The 26110-nt window shown below is 69.4% G+C and carries 26 protein-coding genes; 10 read left to right on the plus strand and 16 right to left on the minus strand.

From position 1 onward, the window contains the following. Positions 1-117 precede the first annotated feature (117 nt). Both ACS5PK_RS20845 and ACS5PK_RS20850 read right to left on the minus strand, forming a co-directional pair. Positions 118-1005: a bifunctional transcriptional activator/DNA repair enzyme AdaA gene (locus tag ACS5PK_RS20845; RefSeq protein ID WP_439442191.1), complete on the minus strand. Its 888-nt coding sequence runs from the start codon at positions 1003-1005 to the stop codon at positions 118-120. An 86-nt stretch (positions 1006-1091) separates the two neighbouring features. Next, positions 1092-2012, minus strand: coding sequence for a LysR substrate-binding domain-containing protein (locus tag ACS5PK_RS20850; RefSeq protein ID WP_439442192.1), 921 nt, complete (start codon positions 2010-2012; stop codon positions 1092-1094). 117 nt (positions 2013-2129) lie between these two features. Here ACS5PK_RS20850 and panB point away from each other — a divergent pair, with 117 nt between their 5' ends. Further along, entirely contained in the window at positions 2130-2939 is an 810-nt protein-coding gene (panB, locus tag ACS5PK_RS20855; protein ID WP_439442193.1) for a 3-methyl-2-oxobutanoate hydroxymethyltransferase, read from the plus strand. A 30-nt stretch (positions 2940-2969) separates the two neighbouring features. Further along, the gene (panC, locus tag ACS5PK_RS20860) at positions 2970-3803 is read left to right on the plus strand and encodes a pantoate--beta-alanine ligase (RefSeq protein WP_439442194.1); all 834 of its coding nucleotides are present in this window, start codon (positions 2970-2972) and stop codon (positions 3801-3803) included. Positions 3804-3870: 67 nt separating this feature from the next. On the opposite strand, the gene ACS5PK_RS20865 is transcribed toward panC, so the two are convergent. Further along, a complete protein-coding gene (locus tag ACS5PK_RS20865; protein ID WP_439442195.1) occupies positions 3871-4344 on the minus strand; it encodes an FKBP-type peptidyl-prolyl cis-trans isomerase in 474 nt (157 codons plus the stop codon). Between the two features lie 206 nt (positions 4345-4550). Between ACS5PK_RS20865 and ACS5PK_RS20870 the strand changes: the two genes are divergently transcribed. Continuing rightward, a complete protein-coding gene (locus ACS5PK_RS20870) occupies positions 4551-5243 on the plus strand; it encodes a peptidylprolyl isomerase (RefSeq protein ID WP_439442196.1) in 693 nt (230 codons plus the stop codon). A 33-nt stretch (positions 5244-5276) separates the two neighbouring features. Here ACS5PK_RS20870 and ACS5PK_RS20875 read toward each other — a convergent pair whose 3' ends face one another. Next, positions 5277-6893, minus strand: coding sequence for a hypothetical protein (locus ACS5PK_RS20875; RefSeq protein WP_439442197.1), 1617 nt, complete (start codon positions 6891-6893; stop codon positions 5277-5279). A gap of 121 nt (positions 6894-7014) precedes the next feature. On the opposite strand from ACS5PK_RS20875, the gene ACS5PK_RS20880 reads away from it, so the two are divergent. Beyond that, entirely contained in the window at positions 7015-8265 is a 1251-nt protein-coding gene (locus ACS5PK_RS20880; RefSeq protein WP_439442198.1) for a cytochrome-c peroxidase, read from the plus strand. 52 nt (positions 8266-8317) lie between these two features. On the opposite strand, the gene recG is transcribed toward ACS5PK_RS20880, so the two are convergent. Beyond that, entirely contained in the window at positions 8318-10507 is a 2190-nt protein-coding gene (gene recG / locus ACS5PK_RS20885) for an ATP-dependent DNA helicase RecG (RefSeq protein WP_439442199.1), read from the minus strand. 96 nt (positions 10508-10603) lie between these two features. On the opposite strand from recG, the gene ACS5PK_RS20890 reads away from it, so the two are divergent. Continuing rightward, positions 10604-11152, plus strand: a complete 549-nt coding sequence (locus ACS5PK_RS20890) for a DUF2799 domain-containing protein (RefSeq protein ID WP_439442200.1) — start codon at positions 10604-10606, stop codon at positions 11150-11152. A 63-nt stretch (positions 11153-11215) separates the two neighbouring features. On the opposite strand, the gene ACS5PK_RS20895 is transcribed toward ACS5PK_RS20890, so the two are convergent. Both ACS5PK_RS20895 and ACS5PK_RS20900 read right to left on the minus strand, forming a co-directional pair. Continuing rightward, positions 11216-11596, minus strand: a complete 381-nt coding sequence (locus tag ACS5PK_RS20895) for a hypothetical protein (protein WP_439442201.1) — start codon at positions 11594-11596, stop codon at positions 11216-11218. A gap of 43 nt (positions 11597-11639) precedes the next feature. Beyond that, positions 11640-12035 (minus strand): TraR/DksA family transcriptional regulator, encoded by a 396-nt coding sequence (locus ACS5PK_RS20900; protein ID WP_439442202.1) that lies wholly within the window; start codon positions 12033-12035, stop codon positions 11640-11642. Positions 12036-12229: 194 nt separating this feature from the next. On the opposite strand from ACS5PK_RS20900, the gene queA reads away from it, so the two are divergent. After that, on the plus strand, positions 12230-13294 hold the full coding sequence (gene queA / locus ACS5PK_RS20905; protein ID WP_439442203.1) for a tRNA preQ1(34) S-adenosylmethionine ribosyltransferase-isomerase QueA: 1065 nt from the start codon (positions 12230-12232) through the stop codon (positions 13292-13294). On the opposite strand, the gene ACS5PK_RS20910 is transcribed toward queA, so the two are convergent. Next, positions 13295-13891 carry an IMPACT family protein gene (locus ACS5PK_RS20910; protein ID WP_439442204.1) on the minus strand — a complete coding sequence of 199 codons (597 nt, stop codon included), beginning with the start codon at positions 13889-13891 and terminating at the stop codon, positions 13295-13297. After that, the gene (locus tag ACS5PK_RS20915; RefSeq protein WP_439442205.1) at positions 13891-14784 is read right to left on the minus strand and encodes a substrate-binding periplasmic protein; all 894 of its coding nucleotides are present in this window, start codon (positions 14782-14784) and stop codon (positions 13891-13893) included. The genes ACS5PK_RS20910 and ACS5PK_RS20915 overlap by 1 nt, the downstream gene beginning before the upstream one ends. Positions 14785-14934: 150 nt before the next feature. Between ACS5PK_RS20915 and tgt the strand changes: the two genes are divergently transcribed. Continuing rightward, positions 14935-16095, plus strand: coding sequence for a tRNA guanosine(34) transglycosylase Tgt (gene tgt / locus ACS5PK_RS20920; protein ID WP_439442206.1), 1161 nt, complete (start codon positions 14935-14937; stop codon positions 16093-16095). A gap of 96 nt (positions 16096-16191) precedes the next feature. After that, positions 16192-16722 carry a hypothetical protein gene (locus ACS5PK_RS20925; protein WP_439442207.1) on the plus strand — a complete coding sequence of 177 codons (531 nt, stop codon included), beginning with the start codon at positions 16192-16194 and terminating at the stop codon, positions 16720-16722. Positions 16723-16782: 60 nt separating this feature from the next. Here ACS5PK_RS20925 and ACS5PK_RS20930 read toward each other — a convergent pair whose 3' ends face one another. The 6 genes from ACS5PK_RS20930 to ACS5PK_RS20955 form a co-directional block, all read right to left on the minus strand. Further along, a complete protein-coding gene (locus tag ACS5PK_RS20930; RefSeq protein ID WP_439442208.1) occupies positions 16783-19050 on the minus strand; it encodes a PAS domain-containing sensor histidine kinase in 2268 nt (755 codons plus the stop codon). A 3-nt stretch (positions 19051-19053) separates the two neighbouring features. Beyond that, positions 19054-19929 (minus strand): phosphate/phosphite/phosphonate ABC transporter substrate-binding protein, encoded by an 876-nt coding sequence (locus ACS5PK_RS20935; protein WP_439442209.1) that lies wholly within the window; start codon positions 19927-19929, stop codon positions 19054-19056. A 177-nt stretch (positions 19930-20106) separates the two neighbouring features. Beyond that, positions 20107-22014: an MFS transporter gene (locus ACS5PK_RS20940; RefSeq protein WP_439442210.1), complete on the minus strand. Its 1908-nt coding sequence runs from the start codon at positions 22012-22014 to the stop codon at positions 20107-20109. Between the two features lie 11 nt (positions 22015-22025). Further along, positions 22026-22811 (minus strand): DUF2145 domain-containing protein, encoded by a 786-nt coding sequence (locus ACS5PK_RS20945; protein WP_439442211.1) that lies wholly within the window; start codon positions 22809-22811, stop codon positions 22026-22028. After that, the gene (locus ACS5PK_RS20950) at positions 22808-23227 is read right to left on the minus strand and encodes a hypothetical protein (RefSeq protein WP_439442212.1); all 420 of its coding nucleotides are present in this window, start codon (positions 23225-23227) and stop codon (positions 22808-22810) included. Before ACS5PK_RS20950 ends, ACS5PK_RS20945 begins: the two co-directional genes overlap by 4 nt. 44 nt (positions 23228-23271) lie before the next feature. Continuing rightward, positions 23272-23742, minus strand: a complete 471-nt coding sequence (locus tag ACS5PK_RS20955) for a YiaA/YiaB family inner membrane protein (RefSeq protein ID WP_439442213.1) — start codon at positions 23740-23742, stop codon at positions 23272-23274. A 305-nt stretch (positions 23743-24047) separates the two neighbouring features. Here ACS5PK_RS20955 and ACS5PK_RS20960 point away from each other — a divergent pair, with 305 nt between their 5' ends. After that, positions 24048-24800, plus strand: coding sequence for a helix-turn-helix domain-containing protein (locus tag ACS5PK_RS20960; protein ID WP_439442214.1), 753 nt, complete (start codon positions 24048-24050; stop codon positions 24798-24800). Between the two features lie 13 nt (positions 24801-24813). Next, complete coding sequence (locus ACS5PK_RS20965) at positions 24814-25407, plus strand: TMEM175 family protein (protein WP_439442215.1); 594 nt, start codon at positions 24814-24816, stop codon at positions 25405-25407. A 24-nt stretch (positions 25408-25431) separates the two neighbouring features. On the opposite strand, the gene ACS5PK_RS20970 is transcribed toward ACS5PK_RS20965, so the two are convergent. Beyond that, positions 25432-26100 (minus strand): CAAX prenyl protease-related protein, encoded by a 669-nt coding sequence (locus ACS5PK_RS20970; RefSeq protein WP_439442216.1) that lies wholly within the window; start codon positions 26098-26100, stop codon positions 25432-25434. Positions 26101-26110: the final 10 nt, after the last annotated feature.

Below are 26110 nucleotides of genomic sequence, written 5' to 3' on the forward strand. Positions count from 1 at the left end.
CCCACAGTGGCTTGTCATGGCGTGAAGCTTAGCCCAGCGGAGCGCCGCTGTAGCGGCCGTTTTCAAATGGCGGGGAGCGGGTGGACCGGCACCTGGCCGGGCAGGGGGCGGCCGGGCTCAGCCGGCGTGGCGCGCCAGCTCCAGGCCCAGCAGCGCCCGCTTGGTCAGCGGCCCCCAGCGGTACTCGCCGAACTGGGCGTTGGCGCGGATCACCCGGTGACAGGGAATCAGGTAGGCGATGGCATTGGCTGCCACGCAGCTGGCCACCGCGCGCACCGCGCGAGGGGCGCCTGCCGCCTCGGCCAGTTGGGTGTAGGAGCGGACCTGGCCGGGCGGGATGGCCAGCAGGGCCCGCCAGACCTGCAGGCGCAGCGGGCTGCCGCTCATCAGCAGGCCAATGGTCTGGCGCGGCGCGGCGCCGGACAGCCGGCGCTGCACCTCGGCTGCCAGCTTGGCCAGTCCAGGGTCGTCACGCGCCCAGCGGGCCTGCGGTAGCTCGGCCTGCGCGCTGGCCAGGGCCTGCCCGGGCGCCTCATCCTGCAGAAAGGCCATGCGCAGCACGCCGCGGGCGGTGGCGGCCAGGAAGACGGGCCCCAGCAGGCTGTCGAAGCAGGTCCACTGGACTTCGAGCCCGGAGCCTGCCGTCTTGAACTCCCCGGGCGTCATGCCCTCCAGGCTCAGAAACAGGTCATGCAGGCGCGAGGGCCCCGACAGCCCGGCCTCCAGCGCCGCCGTCAGCACCGGCGCAGCCTGCTGCAGGGCGCTCTTGGCGCGAGCCAGGCTCAGGGCCTGGCTCAGCTCCTTGGGGCTGATGCCCGCCAGCTGCACGAAGCTGCGCTGGAAATGAAAGGGGCTCAGGCCCGCTGCCTGTGCCAGGTCTTCGAGGCTGGGCGCCTGCGGGCCAGCGGCGATGGTCTCTATCGCCCGGCGAATGCGGGCGTAGCGCAGGGGGTCGGTCTCCGTCGCGGTGGGGTCGGACGGTGCGATCGGCGTGGGGGTGTCCATGGCTTTCGGGTCTGGCAGTCGTTGGGCCCATTCTGGCCAGCGACCCGACGGGTGGCGACCCGCTTCTTGCGCTGTGCGGGGGCACCTCAGGACAGGCGCGTCACGCCCTCCAGCTGGCAGGCATAGACGGCATTGCGCAGCGCGGCGATGGCTTCGTAGCGGGTGAAGGTGCGGCGCCAGGCCAGCACCACGCGGCGACTGGGCACCGGCGCGCTGAAGGGGACGTAGCGCAGGTGCGGGCTGGGTTCCTTGGGCACGCTCAGCAGGGGTACGACGGTGATGCCCATGCCCGAGGCCACCATGTGCTTGATGGTCTCCAGCGAACTGCCCTCGAAGCTCTTGCGTATGCCCTCGGCGTCGCTGGAGAAGCGCGCGAACTCGGGGCAGACCTCCAGCACGTGGTCGCGAAAGCAGTGGCCGGTGCCCAGCAGCAGCATGGTCTCGGCCTTCAGCTCCTCGGCGCTGATGGACTCGCGCTGCGCCAGCGGGTGGCTGGCGGGCACGGCGATGACGAAGGGCTCGGCATAAAGCGGGGCCAGGGCCAGGCCGGTGTCGGGGAAGGGCTCGGCCATGATGGCGCAGTCCAGCTCGCCGGTGCGCAGCATCTCCAGCAGCTTCACCGTGAAGTTCTCCTGCAGCATCAGGGGCATCTGCGGGTAGTGCTCAATGGTGTGGCGCACCAGCTCGGGCAGCAGGTAGGGGCCGATGGTGTAGATCAGGCCCAGGCGCAGGGCGCCGGCCAGCGGGTCCTTGCCGCGCTTGGCGATCTCCTTGATGGCGCTGGCCTGCTCGATCACCGACTGCGCCTGCCGGACGATGTCCTCGCCCAGGGGCGTGACCGTCACCTCGCTGGCGCCGCGCTCGAAGATCTTGACGTCCAGCTCCTCTTCCAGCTTCTTGATGGCCACCGAGAGGGTGGGCTGGGACACGAAGCAGGCCTCGGCTGCGCGGCCGAAATGGCGCTCCCGGGCCACGGCGACGATGTAGCGGAGCTCGGTGAGGGTCATGCTATCGATCTCCTGAAGGCCTTAGGGTATGAGCCCTACATTCTGCCGGGCTCGGTGCAAACCCGCAGCGCCCCGCTACACTGCCGCAGCCTTTTTCAACCGTGAGGGCTTCACGCCATGACGACCGAGCGCAAACCCGTCAGCTTGCAGCGCCTGCTGGACATGCACGCCAGCGGCGAAAAGATCGCCATGCTGACCTGCTATGACGCCGCTTTCGCCCATCTGCAGGATGAGGCCGGCGTGGACGTCATGCTGGTGGGGGACTCCCTGGGCAATGTGCTCCAGGGCCAGCCTACCACCGCCCCGGTCGAGCTGGAGGAGATGGTCTACCACACGCGCTGCGTCGCCCGCGGCCGCAAGACGGCCTTCATCGTCGGCGACCTGCCCTTCGGCAGCTATCAGGGTACCCTGGCTGAAACCTGGCACAGCGCGGCGGCTCTCGTGAAGGCGGGCGCCCACATGGTCAAGCTTGAAGGCGGTGGCTGGACGGCCCCGGCGGTGCGATACCTCGTCGAGCGCGGCATCCCGGTCTGCGCCCATCTGGGTTTCACGCCGCAGACCGTCACCGCCTTGGGCGGCTTCAAGGTGCAGGGCCGGGACGAGGCTTCGGCTGCGCGCCTGCGCGCGCATGCGCAGGAACTGGTCGAGGCCGGCGCGCAGATGCTGGTGTTGGAGATGGTGCCTGCGGCCCTGGCCGCCGAGCTCACCCGTAGCCTGCCCATCCCTGTGATCGGCATCGGGGCCGGTGTGGGCTGCTCGGGCCAGGTCCTGGTGCTGCATGACATGCTCAACATCACGCCAGGCCGCAAGCCCCGCTTCGTCAAGAACTTCATGCAGGGCGTGGCCTCGGTGCAGGAGGCCGTGCAGCGCTACGTCGCAGAGGTGAAGGCCAGCACCTTCCCCGAAGACGCCGTGCACGGCTTCTGAACCGGTTCCGACCCCGAAACGTTTTCGATCATGCAGACCCACCACGACATCGCCGGCCTGCGGGCCGCCCTGCAGGGCCGCAGCCCCGTCGCCTTCGTGCCCACCATGGGCAATCTGCACGAGGGGCATCTGTCCCTGGTGCGCCAGGCCCGCGAGGCCGTGGGGCCGCAGGGCGTGGTGGTGGCCAGCATCTTCGTCAACCGGCTGCAGTTCGCGCCGCACGAGGACTTCGACCAATACCCCCGCACCCTGGAGCGCGATTGCGAACTGCTGGCCGGCGTGGGCTGCGACCTGGTGTTCGCGCCCTCCGAGAAGGAGCTCTATCCCGAGCCCCAGGGCTACAAGGTCCAGCCGCCCACCGAGCTGGCGGACATTCTTGAAGGCCATTTCCGCCCCGGCTTCTTCACCGGCGTCTGCACGGTGGTGGCCAAGCTCTTCAACATCGTGCAGCCGCAGGTGGCCGTCTTCGGCAAGAAGGACTACCAGCAGCTGATGGTGATCCGCCGCATGGTGCAGCAGATGGCCCTGCCCATCCGCATCCTGGGCGGCGAGACCTGCCGCAGCGAGGCCGGTCTGGCCCTGTCCTCGCGCAATGGCTACCTCAGCGAGGCGCAGAAGGCCGAGGCCCTGCTGCTGTCGCGCACCCTGAAGGCCCTGATCGCTCGCTGGCAGGCCGGCGAGCGCGAACTGGCGACGATGGAAGCCGCGGCGCTGCAGTCCCTGCGCGAGGCCGGCTGGGAGCCCGACTACGTGGTGCTGCGTCGCCAGCATGACCTGGGCGCGCCCGAGGACGGCCAGCCCCTGGTGGCCCTGGCCGCCGCCCGCCTCGGCAGCACCCGCCTGATCGACAACATCGAAGCCTGAGAGGCGGGCCTGCGGATCGCGCGGGGAGCTGAGGCCGGCTGATCCCAGCCGGACGGCGACGCCAGCCTCACCTCACGCCCAGCAGCTCCACCTCGAACACCAGCGCAGCATTCGGCGGAACCACGCCATTCCTGCTGCCGGAGCTGCCATAGGCCAGGCTGGCAGGGATGACCAGGGTGCGCTTGCCGCCGATCTTCATGCCCGGCACGCCCTGGTCCCAACCCGCAATGACCTCGCCAGCGCCAAGCGGGAAGGTGAAGGGCTGGCCGCGGTCCATGGAGCTGTCGAACTTGCTGCCCTTGCTGCCGGTCGCCTTGACGTCGTAGAGCCAGCCCGTGTAATGCACGGTCACGGTCTTGCCAGTGGCGGCGGCGATGCCTGTGCCCACGACGGTGTCGATAGTCTGCAGGCTGGTGATGGCCGAGGAGCCCGAGGTGTCGTTGAAGACGCTGTTGCCACTGCCGCCACCGCAGGCGCCGAGGCTGCTCGTGACGACCAGGGAGCCAATCAGCAGGGCGCGGCGAAGTGAGGTCTTGCTCATGAGATCGAGAGAAGCGGAGATGTTCAGGCGCGGGTGGGAGCGCTGGGCGAGGAAAACGCCAGTGGCCAGGCCGGCGCGGCGCAGTGTAGACAGGGTCCGCAGGAATGCCTTGCTGCAAGAGCTGACAGGTGTGCGAGCCGCAGCCGCTGGCGGTCATCGGGAGCGGCACCTGCCGCGTTGAGTTCCCCATCCAGGAGGAAGAATCGATGAGCACCCTGTTTCTGCGCACCTTGGTGGCGGCTGCCGCCCTGATCCTGAGCGCCTGCGGCGGCGGCGGCGCGGAGTACCACGGCGGCGGTGGGGGCGGTGGCGGGTCCTATCCGCGGCCCAATCCCCAGCCCTATCCGCCCACCATGAGCTGCAGCAGCACCGGCCTGGCCGCGGCTGCCCAAAGCAGCTATCCCACCGTCTGCATGCTCACCAGCAGCGGCGAAATGGTGATTGAGCTCTACCCGGGCTATGCGCCGATCACGGTCAACAACTTCCTGCGCTATGTGTCCGACGGCTTCTACAGCAATACGCTGTTCCACCACGTGGATCGCGACTTCGTCATCCAGGGCGGTGGCTACACCAGCGGCATGCGGGTCAAGTCCCCGACCTACGCGCCCATCGTGTCCGAGTCCAACAATGGCCTGAGCAATCTGGTGGGTACGGTGGCCATGGCACGCCGCAGCGATCCCAACAGCGCCACCTCGCAGTTTTTCATCAACGTGGTCGACAACAGCAGGACCCTGGACTATGAGAGCGCCAGCAAGCCGGGCTACACCGTCTTCGGACGTGTCATTTCCGGCATGAGCACGGTCTATGCCATCAACGGCCAGCCGACCTACTACTACAACGCCTCCGACATCAAGCCTCAGCAGGAGGTGCTGGTCTACTGGGTGCAGCGGGTGCGCTGAGGCCGCTGCTGGGGCCGGCCGCAAGGCGGCCGTTCAGCGGCCGACGGCGTGCAGCTGCGCGTTGTTGATCGAGTAGACCCGGCCGTCCGGCCCGACGACGGTGGGCGTGTAGGCCTGCCCCACGCCGGCATTCATCCGTACTGATTCGATGAGGGTGTTGCTGCGGAAGTCCCAGCGGTAGAGGAATCCATCCTCGCAGTTGACCAGTGCGGCGCGGCCCGCCACGTCGACGGCCGCTGAGTTGACGCACCACTCGCGCACGCCGCCGGGCGTCTCGGGGTCGGCTGTGGGGCCGATGATGGTGAGCACTTCCTGCATGACGTTCACCCTCGGCGAGACAGGGTCGGGCTGCGAGCTGGCCGGGTCCAGCAGGGCCATGCGGTTCTGGCCATCGCCAGAGCCAATGCCGTAGTAGTTGTTGTACTTGACCAGCAGCAGATAGGACGCCGCCCCTGTGTAGCCGGGCACGGCCTCGGCCGGCACCACGGACGGGGTGTCGTCCCAGCCAAAGGAACCGGGCGTCTTGCGCTGGGCCAGCGAGGCATCGAAATGCAGCAGCCAGCCGCGGCCGTTGTGGTCCATGCGGCTGCTCTCCAGCACGCCGTAGTAGACGTCGCCATCAGGACCTATGGTGGGCGAGGCGGTGCTGCTGTCGCTGACGCGTGCCGGCTGGCTGGTGGCTGGATTGATCAGGGACTGACGTGCCTTCAAGGCCAGTGTGGAGGCATCCAGCGCCAGCAGGCAGCCCCGTTGCATGCCCAGGGCCGGATCGGTGTTGGCGACCACGTAGAGCGTCTTGCCATCCGCAGAGAGCGCCGGTGCGGCGTTCATCGCCGGCTGCACGACCAAGGGATCAGCCGCCAGATCGGCCACCGCCTGCCAGCGGCCAGTGCCGTCGGCAGCGATCCGGGCAATGCCTCCGCGCAGGCCTAGCGGGGCGCCCTCGCGCGCGATGAAGCCGAAGTAGACCGCATCATCCGCACCCACGGTCAGCGGTGTGTTGATCAGCACCGTGCTGTCGAAGCTGGCCGGCGTGCCGTCGTAGGCGGCGTTCCCGTAGAAGGCCAGGGTGCGCACGGTGCCGGCAGCCTGGTCCACCTGCTCCCGTTGCAGCAGCCGCCCGCCCTTGGCCGGGACGTACAGCCGGCCCAGGCGGTCCAGGGCGATGTTGAATGCCGGCGTCCAGCTGCTGGTGGGCAGCACATAGTCGGTGGCCAGCGTCCACAGTGTGCTGCCGTCACTGCCCTTGCGAGCGTCGACGATGAAGTCACCGCTGCTGCTGGTCTTGACCGGCACCATGACGGTGTTGGCGGCGCTGATCACCGGCGTGCCGTAGTGGATCAGAAGAAAGCCGCCCGAGCGGTACGGTGGCTGACGGTCCACCGGCAGCGTCCAGAGCACGCGCTGCAAGGGCTGCGTGGCGACGCCGGCCTGCGCGGTGTGCTGCGCGTTGCCGCCGTAGAAGGCCCAGGCTGGACCGCTGGAGGGTGTCGGTGTGGGCGTGGGCGCGGGCGTTGGAGTGGGCGCTGGAGTGGGCGTGGGCGTGGGCGATGGTGTCGGTGTGGTTCCGCCTCCGCCGCCGCAGGCCTGCAGCAGGCCGGCCATGCCGGCGCCCAGGAGCAGGCGGCGGCGCTGTTCTTGTTGTGGCATGGGATCCTCTCGCTTGGGCAGACAGGTTCCGCGCATTGGACGCGGCCGGGCCCGGCAAGACGCTGAGTAATTTCCCTAGGACTCTGACACGCCCAGCATGGCACGCACCACAATGCGCGCCATGCTTGCTGCTGCCCTGTCTTTCGTCCGCTCTTCCATCCGGCCTTTCGTCCTGACCGCCGCCTCGGTCGTCTCGGTCGCCGGGCTGGCTGCCCTGATGGCCTGTGGTGGCGGAGGGGGCGGAGGAGGCGGAGCAGGCAGCAGCAGCCTGCCGGACATGGCGGCTGCGGCGCGTCTTCAGCTGGGCGAGCGACTCTTCAACGACCGCAACCTGAGCGGCTCGGGCCGCATGTCCTGCGCCACCTGCCATGATCCTGCTTTCGCGCACGGGCCCTCGAATGCCCAGGCGGTGCAGGTGGGCGGCGCCTTCGAGACCGAGTTCGGCCTGCGCGCCGCGCCCAGCCTGCGCTACCTGGACAGCGTGCCGGCCTTCAGCCCGGGCGATGGCAGCCTGGCCAGCCTGCGCGGCGGCCTCATGAGCGACGGGCGCGCCGCCAGCCTGGAGGCGCAGGCCCGGCTGCCTTTGCTCAATCCCCTGGAGATGGACAACGGCAGCGTCGCCATCCTGGCGGGCAAGCTGCGCCGGGCGGCTTATGCGCCGCTGTTCGTGCAGGTCTTCGGCGAGACGGCGGACGATGAGCTCAAGGTGACGCAGGCCACCCAGGCCCTGGCCGCCTTCCAGCGCGACAGCGCCCAGTTCCATCCCTTTGACAGCAAGTACGACCGCACGCTGCAGAGCCTGGAGCAGCTCAGCGCGCCCGAGCAGCGCGGCCTGCAGCTCTTCCGCGATCCCGAGAAGGGCAACTGCATGAGCTGCCACGAGATCGTGACGAACTCGGGCCAGCAGCCGCGCTTCACGAACTTCGGCTACGCGGTCCTGGGCGTGCCGCGCAATCCGGCGGTGCCGGCCAATCGCGACGCCGCGTATTTCGACCTCGGCCTGTGCGGCCCGCAGCGCCAGGACCTGCAGCGGCCGGCCTACTGCGGTGCCTTCCGCACACCCAATCTGCGCAATGTGGCGCGCCGTCCGGTCTTTTTCCACAATGGCCGCTTCAACTCGCTGGCGCAGGTGCTGGCGTTCTACAACACGCGGGACAGCGACCCCACCCGCTGGTATCCCACCGTCAATGGCGTGGTTCAGCGCTTCGACGACCTGCCCGAAGCCCTGCGCGGCAACGTCAACACCCAGGCCCCCTTCGGCAGCGCCACGCCTCGCATGAGTGCGGCGGACCTGGCGGACCTGCAGTGCTTCCTGGAAACCCTCAACGACGGCCACCAGATCGGCACACCACCGAGGGAGGGCTGCCGCTGAGACACGAGGCCGGGGCGGTTTGAGGGTCAGGTCTTGACAGCGGCCGCAGGCCTCAGGCCTTGAGGAACTCGGCCTTGCTGCCCAGCCAGCGGTCCACATGCTTCGCGGCGGCACCCGGGTGGGCATCCAGCAGCTGGGGCGCCAGGCGCCGTGCGGCCTGCAGCAGCGGGGCGTCCTCCTGGAGATCGGCGAAACGCAGCAACTCGGCGCCACTCTGGCGTGCGCCCATGAACTCGCCGGGACCGCGGATGTCCAGGTCGCGGCGGGCGATCTCGAAGCCGTCGGTGGTCTCGGCCATGGCGCGCAGGCGCTCCTTGCCGGTCTGCGAGAGCGGCCCGGTATAGATCAGCACGCAGACGCTGGCCACCGAGCCGCGGCCGACGCGCCCGCGCAGCTGGTGCAGCTGCGAGAGCCCGAAGCGCTCGGCATGCTCGATCACCATGAGGCTGGCATTGGGCACATCCACGCCCACCTCGATCACGGTGGTGGCCACCAGAACCTGCATCTCGCCCGCGGAGAACAGTGACATCACCGCCGCCTTCTCGGCCGGGGGCATGCGGCCGTGCAGAAGGCCGATCATGCGGCCGGGCAGCGCGGCGCTGAGCTCGGCGTGGGTCTCGGTGGCGTTCTTCAGGTCCAGGGCCTCGGACTCCTCGATCAGCGGGCAGACCCAGTAGACCTGCCGCCCCTCGGCCACGGCGTCGGCGATCTTGGCGATGACTTCGTCGCGCCGGCCGTCGGCGAAGACGCGGGTCACGATGGGGCTGCGGCCCGGCGGCAGCTCGTCGATGGTCGACACGTCCAGGTCGGCGAAGTAGGTCATGGCCAGGGTGCGCGGGATGGGCGTGGCGCTCATCATCAGCATGTGCGGCTCGATGCCGGAACGCTGAGCCGGGAGATGGGGGACATGGTCGCCATAGCCGGGAGGCATCTCGCCGGTGGAGGACTCCAGCTTCTTGCGCAGGGCCAGGCGCTGGGCCACGCCGAAGCGGTGCTGCTCGTCCACGATGGCCAGGCCCAGGAAGCGGAACTGCACCTTGTCCTCGATCACCGCATGCGTGCCCACCACCAGTTGCGCGCTGCCGTCGGCGACCGCGTCCAGCATCTTCTGGCGTGCCTTGCCCTTGACCGAGCCAGTGAGCCAGGCCACCTGGATGCCCAGAGGCTCCAGCCAGCCGATCAGCTTGCGGAAATGCTGCTCGGCCAGGATCTCGGTGGGCGCCATCAGCGCGCACTGCCAGCCCGCGGCGATGCAGATGGCCGCGGACATGGCCGCGACCACGGTCTTGCCCGAGCCCACATCGCCCTGCAGCAGGCGGTGCATGGGCTGGGGGCGGGCCAGGTCATGCGCGATCTCCTCGCAGACGCGGCGCTGCGCCCCGGTCAGCACAAAGGGCAGGGCGGCCAGCAGCCGTTCCTGCAGGCCGCCCGGGCGCGTGGGCAGCATGGGTGCTCGCAGCTGGGCTCGCTCGCGCTGGGCCTTCATCTGGCTCAGCTGCTGAGCCAGCAGCTCCTCGAACTTGAGGCGCTGCCAAGCCGGGTGGCTGTGGTCCTCCAGGCTGCCCAGACGGGCCAGGGGCGGCGGATGGTGCAGGTAGTTCAGCGCCTCGCGCAGCGAGGGCAGGGGCTTGGGTACGGTGCCGGCGGGCAGGACCTCGTCCAGCGGTGCGCGCTTCATCGCCGCGGCGATGGCCTTGCGCAGATAGGCCTGGGGCAGGCCGGCGCTGGTGGGGTAGACCGGCGTCAGGGCGGTGGCCAGCGGGGTGTCCTCGTCCACCGTCTTGAAGCTGGGGTGGACCATCTCGCGGCCGAAGAAGCCACCCCGGACCTCGCCCCGCACCCGCACTCGCGTGCCCACGGCCAGGCTCTTCTGGTGCGAGGGGTAGAAGTGCAGGAAGCGCAGTGTCAGCTCGGCCGCGCGGCCACGGCCCGCGGCCTCGGGGGCCTCGTCCTGGAGGCGCACGATCAGCTGGCGGCGGCCGCGCAGCTCCACCCGGCATTCGCGCACCACGCCCTCGCACTGCACCGTCTCGCCCTCGTGGGCCTCGGTGACGGGCGTCAGGCGCGTCTCGTCCTCGTAACGCAGGGGCAGGTGCAGGGCCAGGTCGATGTCGCGCTTGAGGCCGAGCTTCTCCATGGCCTTCTTCGGGCCGGACTTGGCCGTGGCGGCAGCCGGGGCTGGGGCCTCACGGGACGCAGGAGGCCGGGTGGACGGGTCGGGGTCGGCGGACATGGGCGGCATTCTGCCTAAGCCGGGGGGCGGCTGCCGGCGGCTGTCGTCTGGAATCGGCGAAGATGCGTTGGTGCAAGACCTGACAAATGATCAAGGAGCCTGGGAATGATCAGCAAGCGCGCATGGGGATGGGGCATGGCGACGGCCATGGTGGCCTTGCTGGGCGGCTGCGCCAGCATGAGCGAGGGCGAATGCCAGCGTGCCGACTGGTACCAGAAGGGCGTGCAGGACGGCCGCGACGGCCAGGCGCGCGACCGCGTGGAGGACCATGCCAAGGCCTGTGCCAAGGTGGGCATCAGCCCGGACGAGACCCGCTGGCAGGCGGGCTGGGCCGAGGGCCTGCGCCGCTACTGCCGCCCCGCCAACGGCTGGCAGCTGGGACTCAAGGGTGAGTACTACCGCGGCGTCTGCGCTGACCAGGCCGATGGCGAAGACTTCGAGAACAACTACCAGGCCGGCAAGCGCGTCCATGACATCGGCCAGCAGCTGGATCGCAACTACCGCGAGATGCAGCGCCTGGAGCGCGACCTCGCCGACGCCAAGACCGACGAGGAGCGCAAGCGCCTGCGCAGCCTGCTGCGCGAGCTGGACATCGAGCAGCAGCGCCTGCGTCAGCGTCAGCGCATGGAGATGCTCTCCGCGCCGCGCTCCTGACCCGCGGCGCACAAGGCATGACGCCCTGGCGGGCCAGGGCGTCATGGGGGGATGCCGGAGCGATCAGGTCGGTGTGGGTACGCCGGCCATGCGGTCATGCTTCAGGAAGTACTGGCGGGCCAGGGCGACCAGCTGCTTGTCGCTGGGATGATCGACGGATTCATAGCCCACGATGGACGGCTGCAGCGCGGCGCGGTGCTTCTCCACGTAGTGCTTGAAGTCCTTTTGCGCCGTGGATGAGCCCACGACCAGGACTTCCTGGATGCCGGCGAGGGCGTCGCAGACATCGGCGTAGAACTCATGCTCGCTGCGCACCGTGCTGCCGTGCTGCTTGGTGTGGTGGGTGTGCGCCTTGACCTTCTCGGCCTGCACATGCTCGGCGTCGAACTGCAGGATGTTGGCGCTGTGATGGTCCAGCCAGACGACGGCGTGGAAAAGGCTCATGCGGGGCTCCTGTGAAAGAAAGGGGTGGAAAACGGGGCCAGGCTCAAAGCGTGGCGTGGTGGGCGCCGCCGCCGCGGGCTTCCGCGGCGGACTGGCAGTCGATGCAGCGGGTGACCTGGGGGCTCAGCCGCAGTCGGTCGAAGGCAATCGCCGCACCGCAATCGGCGCATTGGCCGAAGTCGGGGTCCTGCAGGCGCTGCAGGGCGGCGTCGATGTCCCGCAGGGCCTGCAGGGTGGCATCGCTGCGGGCGAGGTCCACCTCGCGATCGGCCTCATGGGCGGTCTCGCCGTCGGTGTCTTGCAGCAGCTGCTCGCGGGCATGGGTGACGCGATCCGTGCCGCCCAGCTGCAGCTTCAGCTCGCCTTCCAGGCGGCTGCGCTGGGCCTGCAGGGCGGTCTCGAGAAGGCTCTTCTGGCCTGGGGTCAGGGATGTGCTCATGGGAAGCTCCTTGACTTCATGGTGGCACTGCGGCGGCCGGGTCACGTTGATCCGCGTCAAGCCTCCTGTGGGCATGGAACAATCCGCCGTTGGCGCGGCATGCGCAGTCGTGCATGCAGCCTTGCGGCCCTTCTTGTGGCGCGCCACGTCCTTGCAACCCCTTTTTGGCACGGGTCCGTCCGGCCCTCAAAACCATGAGCAGCACTTCCTCTGCCGCGACCCGCGAATTCAGCGTCAGCGACTTCGATTTCGAACTTCCTCCCGCACTCATCGCCCAGCACCCGGCGGCTGAACGCAGTGCCTCGCGCCTGCTGGACGGCCGCAGCCTGCCTCCGGTGGATCGCGTCTTTCGCGAGCTGCCGGGGCTGCTGAACCCGGGCGACTTGCTGGTCTTCAACGACACCAAGGTCATCAAGGCCCGCCTCTACGGCGCCAAGGCCAGTGGCGGCGCAGTGGAGGCGCTGATCGAGCGCGTGCTGCCCGGCACGCAGGAGGTCTGGGCACACATGCGCGCGAGCAAGAGCCCCAAGCCCGGCGCGGTGGTGCGCTTCGCCGACGCCTTCGACGCCGAGGTGCTGGGCCGCTGCGGCCCCGACAACGGGCTCTTCCATCTGCGCCTCTCGGGCGATCCCTTCGAGCTGCTGGAACGGCATGGCCATGTGCCGCTGCCGCCCTACATCACCCATGACGACAGCGCCGACGACGTGCGCCGCTACCAGACCGTGTTCGCCCGCGCGCCCGGCGCCGTGGCCGCGCCGACGGCGGCCCTGCATTTCGACGAAGGCGTGCTGGCCGCGCTGGCCGCCCGCGGCATCGACACGGCCCATGTGACCCTGCACGTGGGCGCCGGCACCTTCCAGCCGGTGCGCGTGGAGAAGCTCACCGAGCACCAGATGCACAGAGAGTGCTTCGAGGTGCCGGCGGCCACGGTGGAGGCCATCGCCGCGACCCGCGCCCGCGGCGGCCGGGTCGTCGCGGTGGGCACGACCACGCTGCGCGCCCTGGAGTCGGCGGCACGCGGCGGCACGCTGCAGGCGGGCGCCAGCGAGACGAGCATCTTCATCACGCCAGGCTTCCAGTTCCGCGTCGTGGACCGCCTGGTCACCAACTTCCACCTGCCCAAGAGCACGCTGATGATGCTGGTCTCGGCCTTCGCGGGCTACGAGCACGTGATGGCCCTGTACCGCCATGCCATCAGCGGCGGCTACCGTTTCTTCAGCTATGGCGACGCGATGCTGCTGGAGCGTCGGGAGGGCTGATCAGCCCTCGTCCGGCGCCAGCCAGCCCAGCCGCCCCTGGCAGGCTTCGTTGAGCCGGGCCTGGAAGGCGGCGGCCTGCGGCTCGGGCAGGGCCAGGTTCATCTCGACCATGGCCCCGTGCTGCACGTCCAGCAGCCGCGCCTGCGCCAGCTCGATCTCGCGGCGCAGCAGCCCTTCCAAGGAGTAGGGCAGGGTGCAGCGCAGCAGGGCCTGGCGCACGCGGGGAATCTTCTGCGCCTGCAGCAGGGCCTGGGCGATGCTGTCGGTGTAGGCCCGCACCAGGCCGCCCGCGCCCAGCTTGACCCCGCCGAAATAGCGCACCACGGTGGCCAGCACGCCGTCCAGGTCCTGGTGGCGCAGCACGTCCAGCATGGGCCGGCCGGCGGTGCCGCCGGGCTCGCCGTCGTCATTGGCCGCCGACTGGCCGCCTGCCAACAGGGCCCAGCAGACATGGGCGGCGCCGGGATGCTGCTGCTTGAGCTCGGCCACGCGGGCCTGGGCCAGGCTGCGGTCGGCACAGGGTTCGACGCAGCCGATGAAGCGGCTTTTCTTGATCAGCAGTTCGCTGTGGACGGGGGAGGCCAGGCTGAAGGGCATCAGGGCATTGTCCCTCCTGCGGGCTCGGTGCTTCGGCTCTTGCGCAGGCCCGCAGCGGGGGGCGGCAGGTCCGGCCGCAGATCCGGTCTCAAGTCCGGACGCATCTCGCGCGCCATGCGCTCGCCCACATGCCTGCGGAAGATGGCCTCGATGCTGCCATCGGCCACCAGCGATTCCAGGGCCTGGCGCAGGCGCTGGCGCTCGGTCTCTGACAGCCGCGCCCGCGACATGATCAGGCCATGGACGACGCGGTCCTGCGGCGCCCAGTCCAGCACGGCCAGTTGGTTCATCAAATCGGGCTTCTGCAGCATGGGGCTCCAGGAGGTGGGCAGGGCCAGCATCAGGTCGGCCCGGCCGGCCAGGAAGAGGCGCAGGACGGTGTCGAAATCCGCCGCCTCCACCAGGCGCCCCTGCTCTCGCAGCTGGCTGATGAAGCTGTCAAAGCCCGGGCCATGGCGGAAGGCCTTGACCACCACGACGCGGCGGCTGGGGTCCGCCAGGAAGGCCGCGGGCGTCGGCAGGCGCTGGGCCAGTTCCTTGCGCATGAGGGCGAAGTTGCGGGTCTGGAAGTAGGGCACGAAGTCGGCGAAGCGCTCGCGCTCGGGCGTGGCGATGCCGGACACGCTGAGGTCCAGGCTGCCCGTGGCCAGGCGGTCCCAGATGCGCACCCGTGACTCCAGCTGAGGCCTGAACTCGCACTGGCTGCGTTGCTGCAGGGCCTGGACCACGTCCTTGTCGATGCCCGAGAAGCCGCCGTCATCGCGGTGGTAGAGCAGGCCCAGCTCGTAGAAGGCCAAGGTGTAGGGGCCGCAGGGCGGCGCCGCTCTTGCGGCAGGCGGCAGCAAGGCCAGCAGGCCAGCGAGCAGCAGGGAAGGCAGGGGAAGGAGAGACATGGACGCGCTCGGGCAGGACGGCCGCTGGCCGGTGTCTCCCTGTTTTTCCCCAGTGTAGGAGTCTGTGGCGGATGAGGAAAGGCACCGGCATCTCTTCGCGGGGGGCGCCCGGCTTGCCCCGCCGCGGATCACCCCTGCGACAATTGCCGCATGCTGAAGTTCGAACTCCTCAAGACCGAGGGCCGCGCCCGCCGCGGCCGCATGACGCTCAACCACGGCGTGGTGCAGACCCCCATCTTCATGCCCGTGGGCACCTACGGCACTGTCAAGGGCGTGATGCCGCGCTCCCTCGAGGAGATGGGCGCCCAGATCATCCTGGGCAACACCTTCCACCTCTGGATGCGGCCGGGCCTGGACATCATGAAGCAGTTCGGCGGTCTGCACCGCTTCGAGCGCTGGGACAAGCCCATCCTCACCGACTCCGGTGGCTTCCAGGTCTGGAGCCTGGGCGAGATGCGCAAGATCAGCGAAGAAGGCGTCAAGTTCGCCTCGCCCGTGAATGGCGACAAGCTCTTCCTGACCCCCGAGATCTCCATGCAGATCCAGACGGTGCTGAACTCCGACATCGTCATGCAGTTCGACGAGTGCACGCCCTACGAAACCAAGGGCCACATCACCACCGAGGCGGAAGCGCGCAAGTCCATGGAGATGAGCCTGCGCTGGGCCAAGCGCTGCCAGGACGAGTTCAGCCGCCTGCAGAACCCCAACGCCCTGTTCGGCATCGTGCAGGGCGGCATGTACGAGAACCTGCGGGACCACTCCCTGGCCGGCCTCGTCGAGCTGGACCTGCCGGGCTACGCCATCGGCGGCCTCTCGGTGGGCGAGCCCAAGGCCGACATGCTGCGCGTGCTCGAGCACACCGGCCACCAGCTGCCCGCGAACAAGCCGCGCTACCTGATGGGCGTGGGCACGCCCGAGGACCTCGTGGAAGGCGTGCGCCAGGGCATCGACATGTTCGACTGCGTGATGCCCACCCGCAACGCACGCAACGGGCATCTTTTCACCCGCTTCGGTGACCTTCGCCTGCGCAACAGCCGCTACAAGAGCGATGAGCGCCCGGTGGACGAAACCTGCAGCTGCTATACCTGCAAGGGCGTGACGAACGCCGACGGCAGCGTCAGCGGCGGCTTCAGCCGTGCCTATCTGCACCACCTGGACCGCTGCGGTGAGATGCTGGGCCCCATGCTCACCAGCATCCACAACCTCCACTACTACCTCAACCTCATGCAGGAAGTGCGCGACGCCCTGGACGCCGGCGACTTCGAAGGCTTCCGCGCCCGCTTCGCGGCGGACCGCGCACGCGGCGTCTGAGTTCGCCAGGCCTGCCGCCATGAGCGCCCGCGCCGCCATGCACCCGACGCGCGCATGGCTTTTGGCAGAGTGCGCCCTGCGGCGCATCATGGGTTCATGCTCAAGCTGCTGATCGCCCCGCTGCGCTGGCTGGGCCGCCTGCTGATGGCCCTGTTCATCCTCTTCGAGGAATGGGGCTGGGTGCCCCTGCAGCGGCTGATGGCCTGGCTGGCCCAGTGGCCGCCGCTGAAAGGGCTGGAGGACCGCATCCGGGCCCTGCCGCCCGGGCCGGCGCTGGCGGTGCTGGTGCTGCCTTTCCTGCTGGCCATCCCCGTCAAGCTGCTGGCGGTCTGGCTCATGGCCTCGGGCCGCGCGCTGCTGGGCCTGCTCCTTATTCTGACGGTCAAGTTCGGTGGCACGGCCCTGCTGGCCCGCCTCTTCCTCCTGACCCAGCCCACGCTGATGGCTCTGCCCTGGTTCGCCCGACTCTACGGGCGCTGGACCGCCTGGAAGCAGGGCGTGCTGGACTGGCTGCACGCCACCCTGCTGTGGCGGCAGGCGCGGGCGATCAAGCGCCAGCTGAAGCAGCGCTTCAAGCGCTGGCGCCAGCAGTGGCGGGCCCTGATGCACGGCGGAGCCTCGTCCTGAGGGGCGCCGGGGAGGGCTGGTAGCAGCCCGGTGCTCGCCCTCCCGGTCCGCCCGCCTGGCTCATGCGATGAGCGAGCGCTCCGGCAGGGCCAGCGTGACGCAGGTGCCTACGCCCGGCTCACTGCTCAGCGTGAGACGGCCTTCCATCAGCTCGATGATCTCCTTGACGATGGCCATGCCCAGGCCGGTACCGGGGATGGCACCGGACTTGTCGGCGCGGTAGAAGCGCTCGCTGACGTGGGCCAGTTCCTCGGCCGTCATGCCGATGCCCCGGTCCTGGACAGCGACTTCCAGCTGGGCCCCGCCGCCCTCGCGCCGGGCGCGCGAGACCGTCACCCGCACCTCGCCGCCCGCCGGCGAGTACTTGTAGGCGTTGGACAGCACATTGCGCAGGGCTTGCAGCAGCTTGGCGCGGTCGATGCGGACCTGCGCGCCGCCGACGTCCGGAGCGAGCTCCAGCCGCGGCGGCTCGCGGCCGTCGGCGGGCTGGAAGTCCTGCACCAGCTCGGTCAGCACCGGCGCCAGGGCCAGTTGCTCGTACTGGAAGTCCTTGCCGCGGCGTGCCTCCATGCGGGAGAGGTCCAGCAGCTCGTTGAGGATGTGCATCATCGCCTCGCTCTGGCGGTGGATGCGGCCCAGCACGTCCTTCAGGCGCTCCGGCGAGGGGGTGCGCATCATCAGCAGCTCGGAGAAGCCGTAGATGCTGGTCATGGGGGTGCGCAGTTCATGTGCAGCCGTGGTCACGAACTCGCTCTTGAGGCGGTCCAGCGCGACCTGATGGCTGAGGTCGCGGATGTGCAGCACCTGGCGTATGGTGCTGCTGCTGCCGCGATGAAGGGCCAGCTCCAGCACCCGGTCGCGCGGCTGGGCCAGTTCGATGGACTGGCGGCGGTCGGCGAGCTGGTCTATGGCCAGCGCGCTTTGCGAGTCCACGCAGCGCGCCTGCAGCGTGCGGGACAGCCCGGCCTTGTCCAGGCCGAGGATGTCGGCGATCTCGCAGCCGGTGAGCGTCTCGAAGGCGGGGCTGGCGTAGTGCACCGTGCCGTCCGTGTCGAAGGCCACGAAGGCATCCGGGCTCAGCGCGAAGATGGCCTCCAGCTGGGCGGACTGGCTGCTGAGCTGCTGGACCAGGTCGGCCACCAGGCGTGAGAGGTGCTCGATCTCGGACGGCGCCTCGTCATGCAGCTGCAGCAGGTGGGAGAGGTTGCCGCGGCTGCGGTGCTGCTCCAGCAGCTCCCGCATCGAGCGCATGGCCGCTGCGCGGGCCGACAGTTCCTCCTGCAGCTGTGCGGCCAGACGCTGCTCCGCGCTGACGTCGCGCAGGGCATAGACCCAGCCGGCCACCTGCCCGTCGCCCGCCCGCACCGAGGAGCGGCTGACCGACACGATGAGCGGCTCGCCCCGCGGCCGCTGCAGGACCATCAGGCCACCGGCTTCGTCTCCTTCGTCACTTTCGACGTGCAGGTGAGGCATGAGGCTACGCAGGCTGCGGCCCAGCAGTGCCTGCGGGCTGCTGCCCAGCCAGTCCGCCAGCACCGGGTTCACGAGCACCAGCTCGCCTTGCGCATTGGTGGTGGCGATGCCGTCGGCAATGGCAGACAGCGTCACCGCCGCCTGCGCGCGCTCGGCCTGCAGGGAGGCGGCGGCCTTGTTGAGGATCTCGAAGGTCTGGCGGAACTCCAGGGGCGCGGCGGCGTCGTCCGCCATGCTGGCGAGCGCGCCGCCCTGGGTCTGCAGCTGCTGGCCAAAGGCCTGGATGCGGCCCAGGTTTCCCAGCCAGCGCTTGAGCGGAAACCACACCAGCACCACGCCGCTGGCCAGGGCGCTGAGGGCCAGGGCCAGGGCGAGCAGGCCCTGACGCCAGATCTCGCCGGCCACGTGCTGGGTGTGGAAGCTCAGGCGCAGCACGCCGTAGTCCCGCCCGCCCACGTTGATGGGCAGGTTGGCATCCACCAGCTCCTCGTTCACCCGCCGCATCAGCCAGGCCGGGGCGCCCAGCCCCGGGTGTTCCTGGCGACGCACGTCGATGAGGGCGCCCTTCATGTCGATGAACTTGGCCCGGTCCAGGGCCGGGTGGTCGATGGCGCGCTCCAGCTGGCGCTTGATGGTGTCGTAGTCCCCGATCACCGCGGACTCGCCGACGGCCGGGCTGATCACGGCGGCCAGGGCGTCGACTTCGATGATGGCCTGGTCCATGCTGCTGCGCGCGGTGTACCAGACGAAGCCGCCAAAGCCCAGCCCCACGAACAGCAACATGGCGGCCGAGTGCAGCAGGAAGACCCGAGCCACCAGGCTCTGGGGCAGCAGGGCGCCGAGGCGAAACGCCATGGCTCAGCGCAGTTGGGCCGGGGCGGTCTGGTAGAAGCGGCGGTAGGCGGCGTACTCGCTGCCATCGGAGGCAATGAAATGCGCCTCGCCCGTCAGGCCCAGGGCCTGCGAGCCCTGCTCCAGGATGGCCAGGCCGCGCGGGTCCTTGTGCATGTTCACGAAGGCGCGGGCCACGGCCTGCATGTCCTTGTCGGGCACCCGGGCCGATGCCATCAGGGCCAGGTCATGCAGGGCATCGGAGCTCCACAGCACGCGATAGGCCTTGCCTTCACGCCGGGCGTGGCTCTCCGCCAGCTGGGAATTGGCGCCGCATGCGGCCACCTTGCCGCTGTAGAGCTGGGTCAGCGCGCCGTCCATGTTGCCGCCGAAGACCACGCGCACATTGATCTTGCGGTTGAGCAGCTGCGCATAGTTGAACTTATAGGCCACCAGCGCCTCGGGGCCGGGGAAGCTGACGTCCTTGCCCTCCAGCTGGGCGAGATCCTTGATGGGCGAATCGGCCGGCACGACGATCTGGGCGTGGATGGGCGGCGTCATGCGCCGGCCGAAGACCCGCCAGCCCAGCTGCTCGCGCTCCGGGCTGAAGAGGTGGTTGCTGAAGACGAAGTCCACCTCCTGGGCCAGCACATAGCTGGTGGTGTCCGCCGAGGTGCGGCCCAGCTTCAGCGCCAACTTCACCCCGCTCTTCTCCGACACGTAGGCAATGATGGGGTTCCAGTAGGTGGCCATCAGCGGGATGCCGGCCTGGTTGACGGGGGAGAAGTTGTAGACCTTGTCCTGGGCCAGGGCGGGCGTGCCCAGGGCGGCGAGGCCCAGGGTGGATCCCAGCTGGCGCAGCACGGTGCGGCGGGCGGCATCAGGAAGCGTGGCGCGGGGCATGCATCACCTCGGTGGCGGCTCTTGAGAGGGCCATGATGCGTCAAAGCGGCGCGGCCGCAGGGGCATGGCCCCTCAAAAGCGCGACTTTTCTGACCGGGGCGGGGGGCGGCTTGCGCGGACATGGGTGGCCTGTGAGGCCAGGGCAACAGCGCGCAGCCGGTTCACGGGCCAGGCGGCTCAGGTGATCAGCAGCTGCCCCACCTGCGCCTGCAGCCCTTCCGGCGTCACGTCCTGCGGCGCCAGCGCCGGTCCGGCTACCAGGCCGACCCGGCTGAAGATTCCGCGGCGGAAGGGGCGCACCATGGCCTGCCCCTGCTCGATGCGCGAGAAGTAGGAGCCCCAGAGGTTCTGCAGCGCCAGGGGCACCACGGGCACGGGGTGGGTTTCGAGGATCTTCATGATGCCGCCCTTGAAGGGCTGCAACTGGCCGTCGCGGGTGATGCCGCCCTCGGGGAAGATGCCCAGCAGCTCGCCATCGGCCAGCACGGCCTGCGCCTCCTTGAAGGCGGCTTCGTAGATGGCCGGATGCTCCTTCTGCGGGGCGATGGGGATGCACTTGGCCAGTCGGAACAGCCAGCCCAGCACCGGCATGCGGAAGATGCGGTGGTCCATCAGGAAGCGGATGGGGCGGGGGCTGGCGGCCATCACCAGCACGGCGTCGATGAAGCTGACGTGGTTGCACACCAGCACGGCCGCGCCCTTGAGCGGGATGTGCTCGTCACCCTTGAGCTTGAAGCGGTAGATCAGGCGCGAGAGGCAGAAGGCGAAGAAGCGCAGCAGGTATTCCGGCACCACGAGGAAGATGTACAGCGCTACCACCGCATTCGCCAGGCCCAGCAGGCCGAAGAGCTGCGGCAGGCTCAGGCCCGCGCCCAGCAGCACGCCGCAGATCAGGGAGCTGGCGATCATGAAGAGCGCGTTGAGGATGTTGTTGGCCGCGATGATGCGCGCGCGATGGCTGGGCTGCGAGCGCATCTGGATCAGGGCGTACATGGGCACGCTGTACAGGCCGGCGAAGAGCGCCAGCAGGCACAGGTCGATGAGGATGCGCCAGTGCGCATGCTGGCCCAGGAACTCCGAGAGGGTCAGGGCTTGCGCGACCGCCGGCAGGCCCTGCGAGGCCGCGCTCAGGTCCAGCGCGAAGACGCTCATGCCGATGGCGCCCAGCGGCACCAGGCCGATCTCCACATGGCGGCGCGAGAGCATCTCGCACAGCAGCGAGCCCGTGCCGATGCCGATGGAGAACACCACCAGCAGCAGCGAGGCCACCTGCTCGTTGCCGTGCAGCACCTCCTTGGCGAAGGCCGGGAAGTTGGCCAGGAAGACGGCGCCGAAGAACCACATCCACGAGATGCCCAGCAGCGAGCGGAACACCGCCAGCTGCTCGCGCGCCAGCGTCAGGTTGCGCCAGGTCTCGGTGAAGGGGTTCCAGTTGATCTTCAGGCCCGGGTCCGTGGACGGGCTGTGGGGAATCATCTGCGCCGTGAGCCGGCCCAGCACGGCCAGGCCCAGGGCGGCGATGGCCACGTGATGGCGGCCCACCTCGGGCGTGGCGATCAGCAGGCCGCCCGCCACATTGCCCAACAGGATGGCCACGAAGGTGCCCATCTCCACCATGCCGTTGCCGCCGGTGATCTCGCGCTCGTCCAGGTGCTGGGGCATGTAGGCGAACTTGACCGGCCCGAAGAGCGTGGAGTGCAGGCCCATCAGCAGCACGCAGGCCAGCAGCACGGGCACGTTGGCCGTCCAGAAGCCCCAGGCTGCCAGGGCCATGATGGCGATCTCCAGCTCCTTGATGCGGCGCATCAGGCCGGCCTTCTCGAGCTTGTCGGCCAGCTGCCCGCTGGTGGCCGAGAAGAGCACGAAGGGCAGGATGAACAGCGCCCCGATGGCCAGCCCGGCCTGCGCCGGCGGCAGCCAGGAGAGCTGCAGCTGGTAGGTGATCAGGACCGTGAAGGCGAACTTGAAGAGATTGTCATTGCCCGCGCCCAGGAACTGCGTCCAGAAGAAGGGCGCGAAGCGGCGCTGGGCGAGCAGGCTGAACTGGTTGCCGTGGGCGTGGTCCGTGGCGTGAGCGTCTGACATGGAGGTCTTCTTCAGGGCTTGATGGGGACGGCGGCTTCGCCCAGGCCCGCGCGGGGCAGCCAGGCGAACATGGAATCGACGGTGACGGTCTCGATATGACCGGCAAAGCGCTTGGCGTTGGGGTGGTCGTCAAAGGCCACATTGGCCATGCCGACGCGCGCCCCGAGGCGCGAGAGGGTGGAGATGTGCAGTTCGCTGGGCTGGTAGCCCTGGTCCTTCAGCCAGGCCTGGGCCTGGGCGCGGCCCTGCAGGCCGGGCTGGGCGGCCAGGGCGATGGACTCGAGCACCCACTGGTTGCTCTGCTGGTAGCGGGTCGCCCAGGGGTAGGCGACCATGGAGTAGCGATGCTCGTGCACCGTCAGCAGGCGCTGGGGCTGGTGCAGCAGCGGGAGCAGGGCCTGCTGCAGCGCGGGCTTGAGCACGGCATAGGCCGCCTCGTAGCGGTGCGGCCGGTCCAGGAAGAACTCGCCCAGGCCCTGGCGATAGAGGGCCGCGTCGGCCGCGCCGCAGTGGTTGAGCTTGTGCAGCACGCGCCACACGGGCTTGCCGGCCTGCTCGGTCTTGTAGGCCAGGCCCAGATGGGACCACTGCAGGCCGTACTTGGAGAGGTCCTGCCCCGCACGGGCCAGCACCAGCACCTGCGCGCCGCTGGCGTCCAGCTGCTGGGCCGTGCGCTGCGCCAGGGCCATGCCTTGCTCGATCTGCGCCCGGGTGAGCGGCTTCTCCTCGCAGGGGCGGCCTGCCTGGGCCGGGCTCACCACCGCAGCCAGCAGCAGGGCGGTGGCAGCGGTCCTCACTTGCTGACCTTCTCGTTGTAGAGCAGGGAGGCGCCTATCTCGTTGGGGATGAAGCAGATGGCCTCGCCTGCGATGGACAGAACCGTGCCGGTGGCAATCACCGAGACCGTCACCGCCGTGCCGGCCGACAGCGCCGCGCCCTTGAGCACCTTGCCGGTGAAACGGATGCTGATCCGTGCGCCGTCCGAGGCCCGCTCCAGAATCCAGACCGTGCCCTGGGCGCTGGCCTCGACGGCCACCACCGTCAGCACTGCGCCGGCCGACAGCAGCGCCACGGGCGCCGCCACCGAGACGGCCACGGGCAGCATGGAGACCAGGCTGAGGTCGGCCGAGGGGTCATGGGCCTGGCCGGGCAGCGGCGCGCACAGGGCGGCGATCAGGGCACAGGCAGTCAGTCGGTGGCGCAGGGGCGTCATGGCGTGTCCTTTCAGGAAAGGGGCGGTCGCGGTCCGGCCGCAGATCAGGCCGCGGGCGTGGTGTCCTCGTGCATTGCCTGGCGCCGGCCGTGGTAGCGGGCCTCGGCGATGTCGGCGTCATGAGCGTCGCGCAGCATCTTGGCCAGGGTGAAGACGTTGGAGATCAGGTAGAACCAGCAGACCAGCAGGTAGGCCTTCCAGACCGGCTGTATCTCCATGCGCCACAGGCCCCAGCCCGTCAGGCCCATGGCCAGGAAGAAGGCGCTCCAGACCACCACCTTCCACATGGGCGTGTCGACGGATTTGTCCTGGTTGTCGCGGATGAACTTGGCCAGCACGAAGGCGGTGGAGAGGCAGAAGATGTAGCCCATCACCATGAAGGCGCGGTCCAGGTCCTCGCCCGGCAGCCAGGCCAGGCCGATGGCGCAGAGGCTGACGCTCAGGCCGAAGGAGATCCAGACCTGCAGGCGCCAGGCGGACGTGTCGCGACGGACGATGGACGGGGTGTGTTGCATGTGATCCTCCCGGAGGTCGCTGGGCCCATGATCTGCCGGCCGCAGGGCCCGGGCCTCCTTGATGTTGGCAAGTACGGCTGGCCGGCCGGCGAAGTATCGCCTTATGGCACGCGGCCCTCGACGTGGCGGGCGCTGGCGAAAACCCCTGGGTTCAGGGCCCGGCCGGGAGGGGCCTGGCGGTGGGCGGCATGGGAAGGCGTTCTCATGCCGGCATGCTGGTCTGACCGGGCGGCGGGCGCCCTCGCAATTGCTGGGGCGGGCCATCCCGAGGCACCGGCGGTAGCTTCTGCTGCTACCGTTGCGCCATGTCCAGCACCCACGCCCTGCTCACCCTCATCAAGGCCGAACTCAAGGCCCGGTCCATCAGCTACGGCCAGCTGGCGCAGGCGCTGGGGCTCTCGGAGTCCAGCGTCAAGCGCATGTTCGCAGCCGGCGGCGAGATGCCGCTGTCACGCGTGGACGAGATCTGCCGCGTGCTGCACTGCGACTTCGCCGAGCTCTCGCGCAAGCTGGTCGAGGCTCGGCCGCTGCGCAGCGAGCTGAGCCTGGCCCAGGAGCGCGCCGTGGTGGCGGACGACAAGCTGCTGCTGATGGCCATCTGCTGCCTCAGCCAGTGGACGCCCGAGCAGATCAGCGCCCACTACCGCCTGGACGAGGCCGATGTCACGCGCTACCTGGTCCAGCTGGACCGTCTGGGCATCATCGAGCTGCGCCCGCTCAACCGTTACAAGCTGCAGGTGGCCAAGACCTTCCGCTGGCGGCCGCAGGGCCCGGTGATGCAGTACTTCCGCGAGGAGGTGATGCAGGACTTCTACGCCGGCGGCTTCGACGGCGAAGGCGAGCTGCTGATGCTGGTGCATGGCCAGCTGGCGCCTGCCAAGGCCCGCGAGCTCAACGAGCGCCTGCAGCGCGTGGCCGAGGACTTCGCCCGCCAGCACCTGCTGGACCAGCGGCTGCCGGACGCCGAGAAGCGCCAGTACACCCTGCTGATGGGCATGCGCGGCTGGCTCTTCGAGCGCTTCCGCCATCTGCAACGCCGCCCGAACATCCAGACCTGAGAGGATGCACCTCATGCACAAGTCCCGGCTCGAAGCCTTCAGCGACGGCGTCATCGCCATCATCATCACCATCATGGTCCTGGAGCTGAAGGTGCCGCATGGCGACACCCTGGCGGCCCTGTGGCCCCTGCTGCCCGTGCTGCTGAGCTATGTGCTGAGCTTCGTCTACGTGGGCATCTACTGGAACAACCACCACCACCTGCTGCATGCGGTGCGCAAGGTCAGCGGCGGCGTGCTGTGGGCCAATCTGCACCTGCTGTTCTGGCTGTCCCTGATGCCCTTCGTCACCGGCTGGATGGGCGAGAACCATTTCGGCGCCCTGCCCACGGCCGTCTATGGCTTCGTGCTGCTGATGGCGGCCATTGCCTACTGGCTGCTCGCGCACTGCATCCTGTCCGTCGAGGGGCCGGACTCTGTGGTGGCCCGTGCCCTGGGGCGTGACCGCAAGGGGACCTGGTCCGCCGTGGCCTATGCCCTGGCCCTGCCGCTGGCCTTTGTGATGCCGGCGCTGGCCCAGGCCGTCTTCGTGGGCGTGGCCGTCGTGTGGCTGGTGCCAGACCGGCGCATCGAGCGCGCCCTCCAGGGGCCGCACGATGCCGCCCACTGAGTGGCACGCGCCGCCGCCCGGCGCTCACCAGAACTGCCAGTTCCCCGTTGCCACCACCCACAGGCCCAGGGCGCCGTTGGTGACGGCGTGGGCGATCACCGCGTTCCACAGCCGGCCGGTGCGGACGTAGAGCCAGGCATAGGCCAGGCCGGCCACGATGGCGGCCAGCCACAGCGGGTGCACCAGCATGAAGGCGAAAGTGGCCATCAGCACGGGCTTGATCGTCACCCGTTGCGGCGGCACGGACTCGAACTGCGGATGCTCCAGCCAGCGCATCACGAAGCTGCGCCAGAACAGCTCCTCCATCACCGGCACCAGGGCCGTGGCACCCAGCCAGCGCACGATGATCAGTGGCCAGTCCAGGCGCCCGTCGGGCTGGGTGGGCACGAAGGGGGCGGTGGGCTCGCCGATCTGCATCCAGGGTGCATCCAGGTGGATCCAGGCCAGGAAGACCGCCAGGCCCAGTCCCACGCTCCACAGCCACTCGCGGCCCTGGGGCCGGTTCTGCCGGTGAAGCTCGCCGAAGCTGCGCCAGCTCCAGGCCAGCAGGCCGCCCACCAGCAGCAGGTTCAGGGCGTAGATCCAGCGGGCGTCCAGCCAGCCCAGGTCGGCGATGAGGCCGCGCAGGGCCAGCAGGCCCAGGAAGAGCAGGAAGGGCAGGATGCGGGCCCAGGCCGCGGGGCTGAGGTTCATGAAGGCACCG

It is taken from the genome of Roseateles sp. DB2 (genome assembly GCF_051857535.1).
In the GTDB taxonomy this organism is placed as follows: domain Bacteria; phylum Pseudomonadota; class Gammaproteobacteria; order Burkholderiales; family Burkholderiaceae_C; genus Roseateles_B.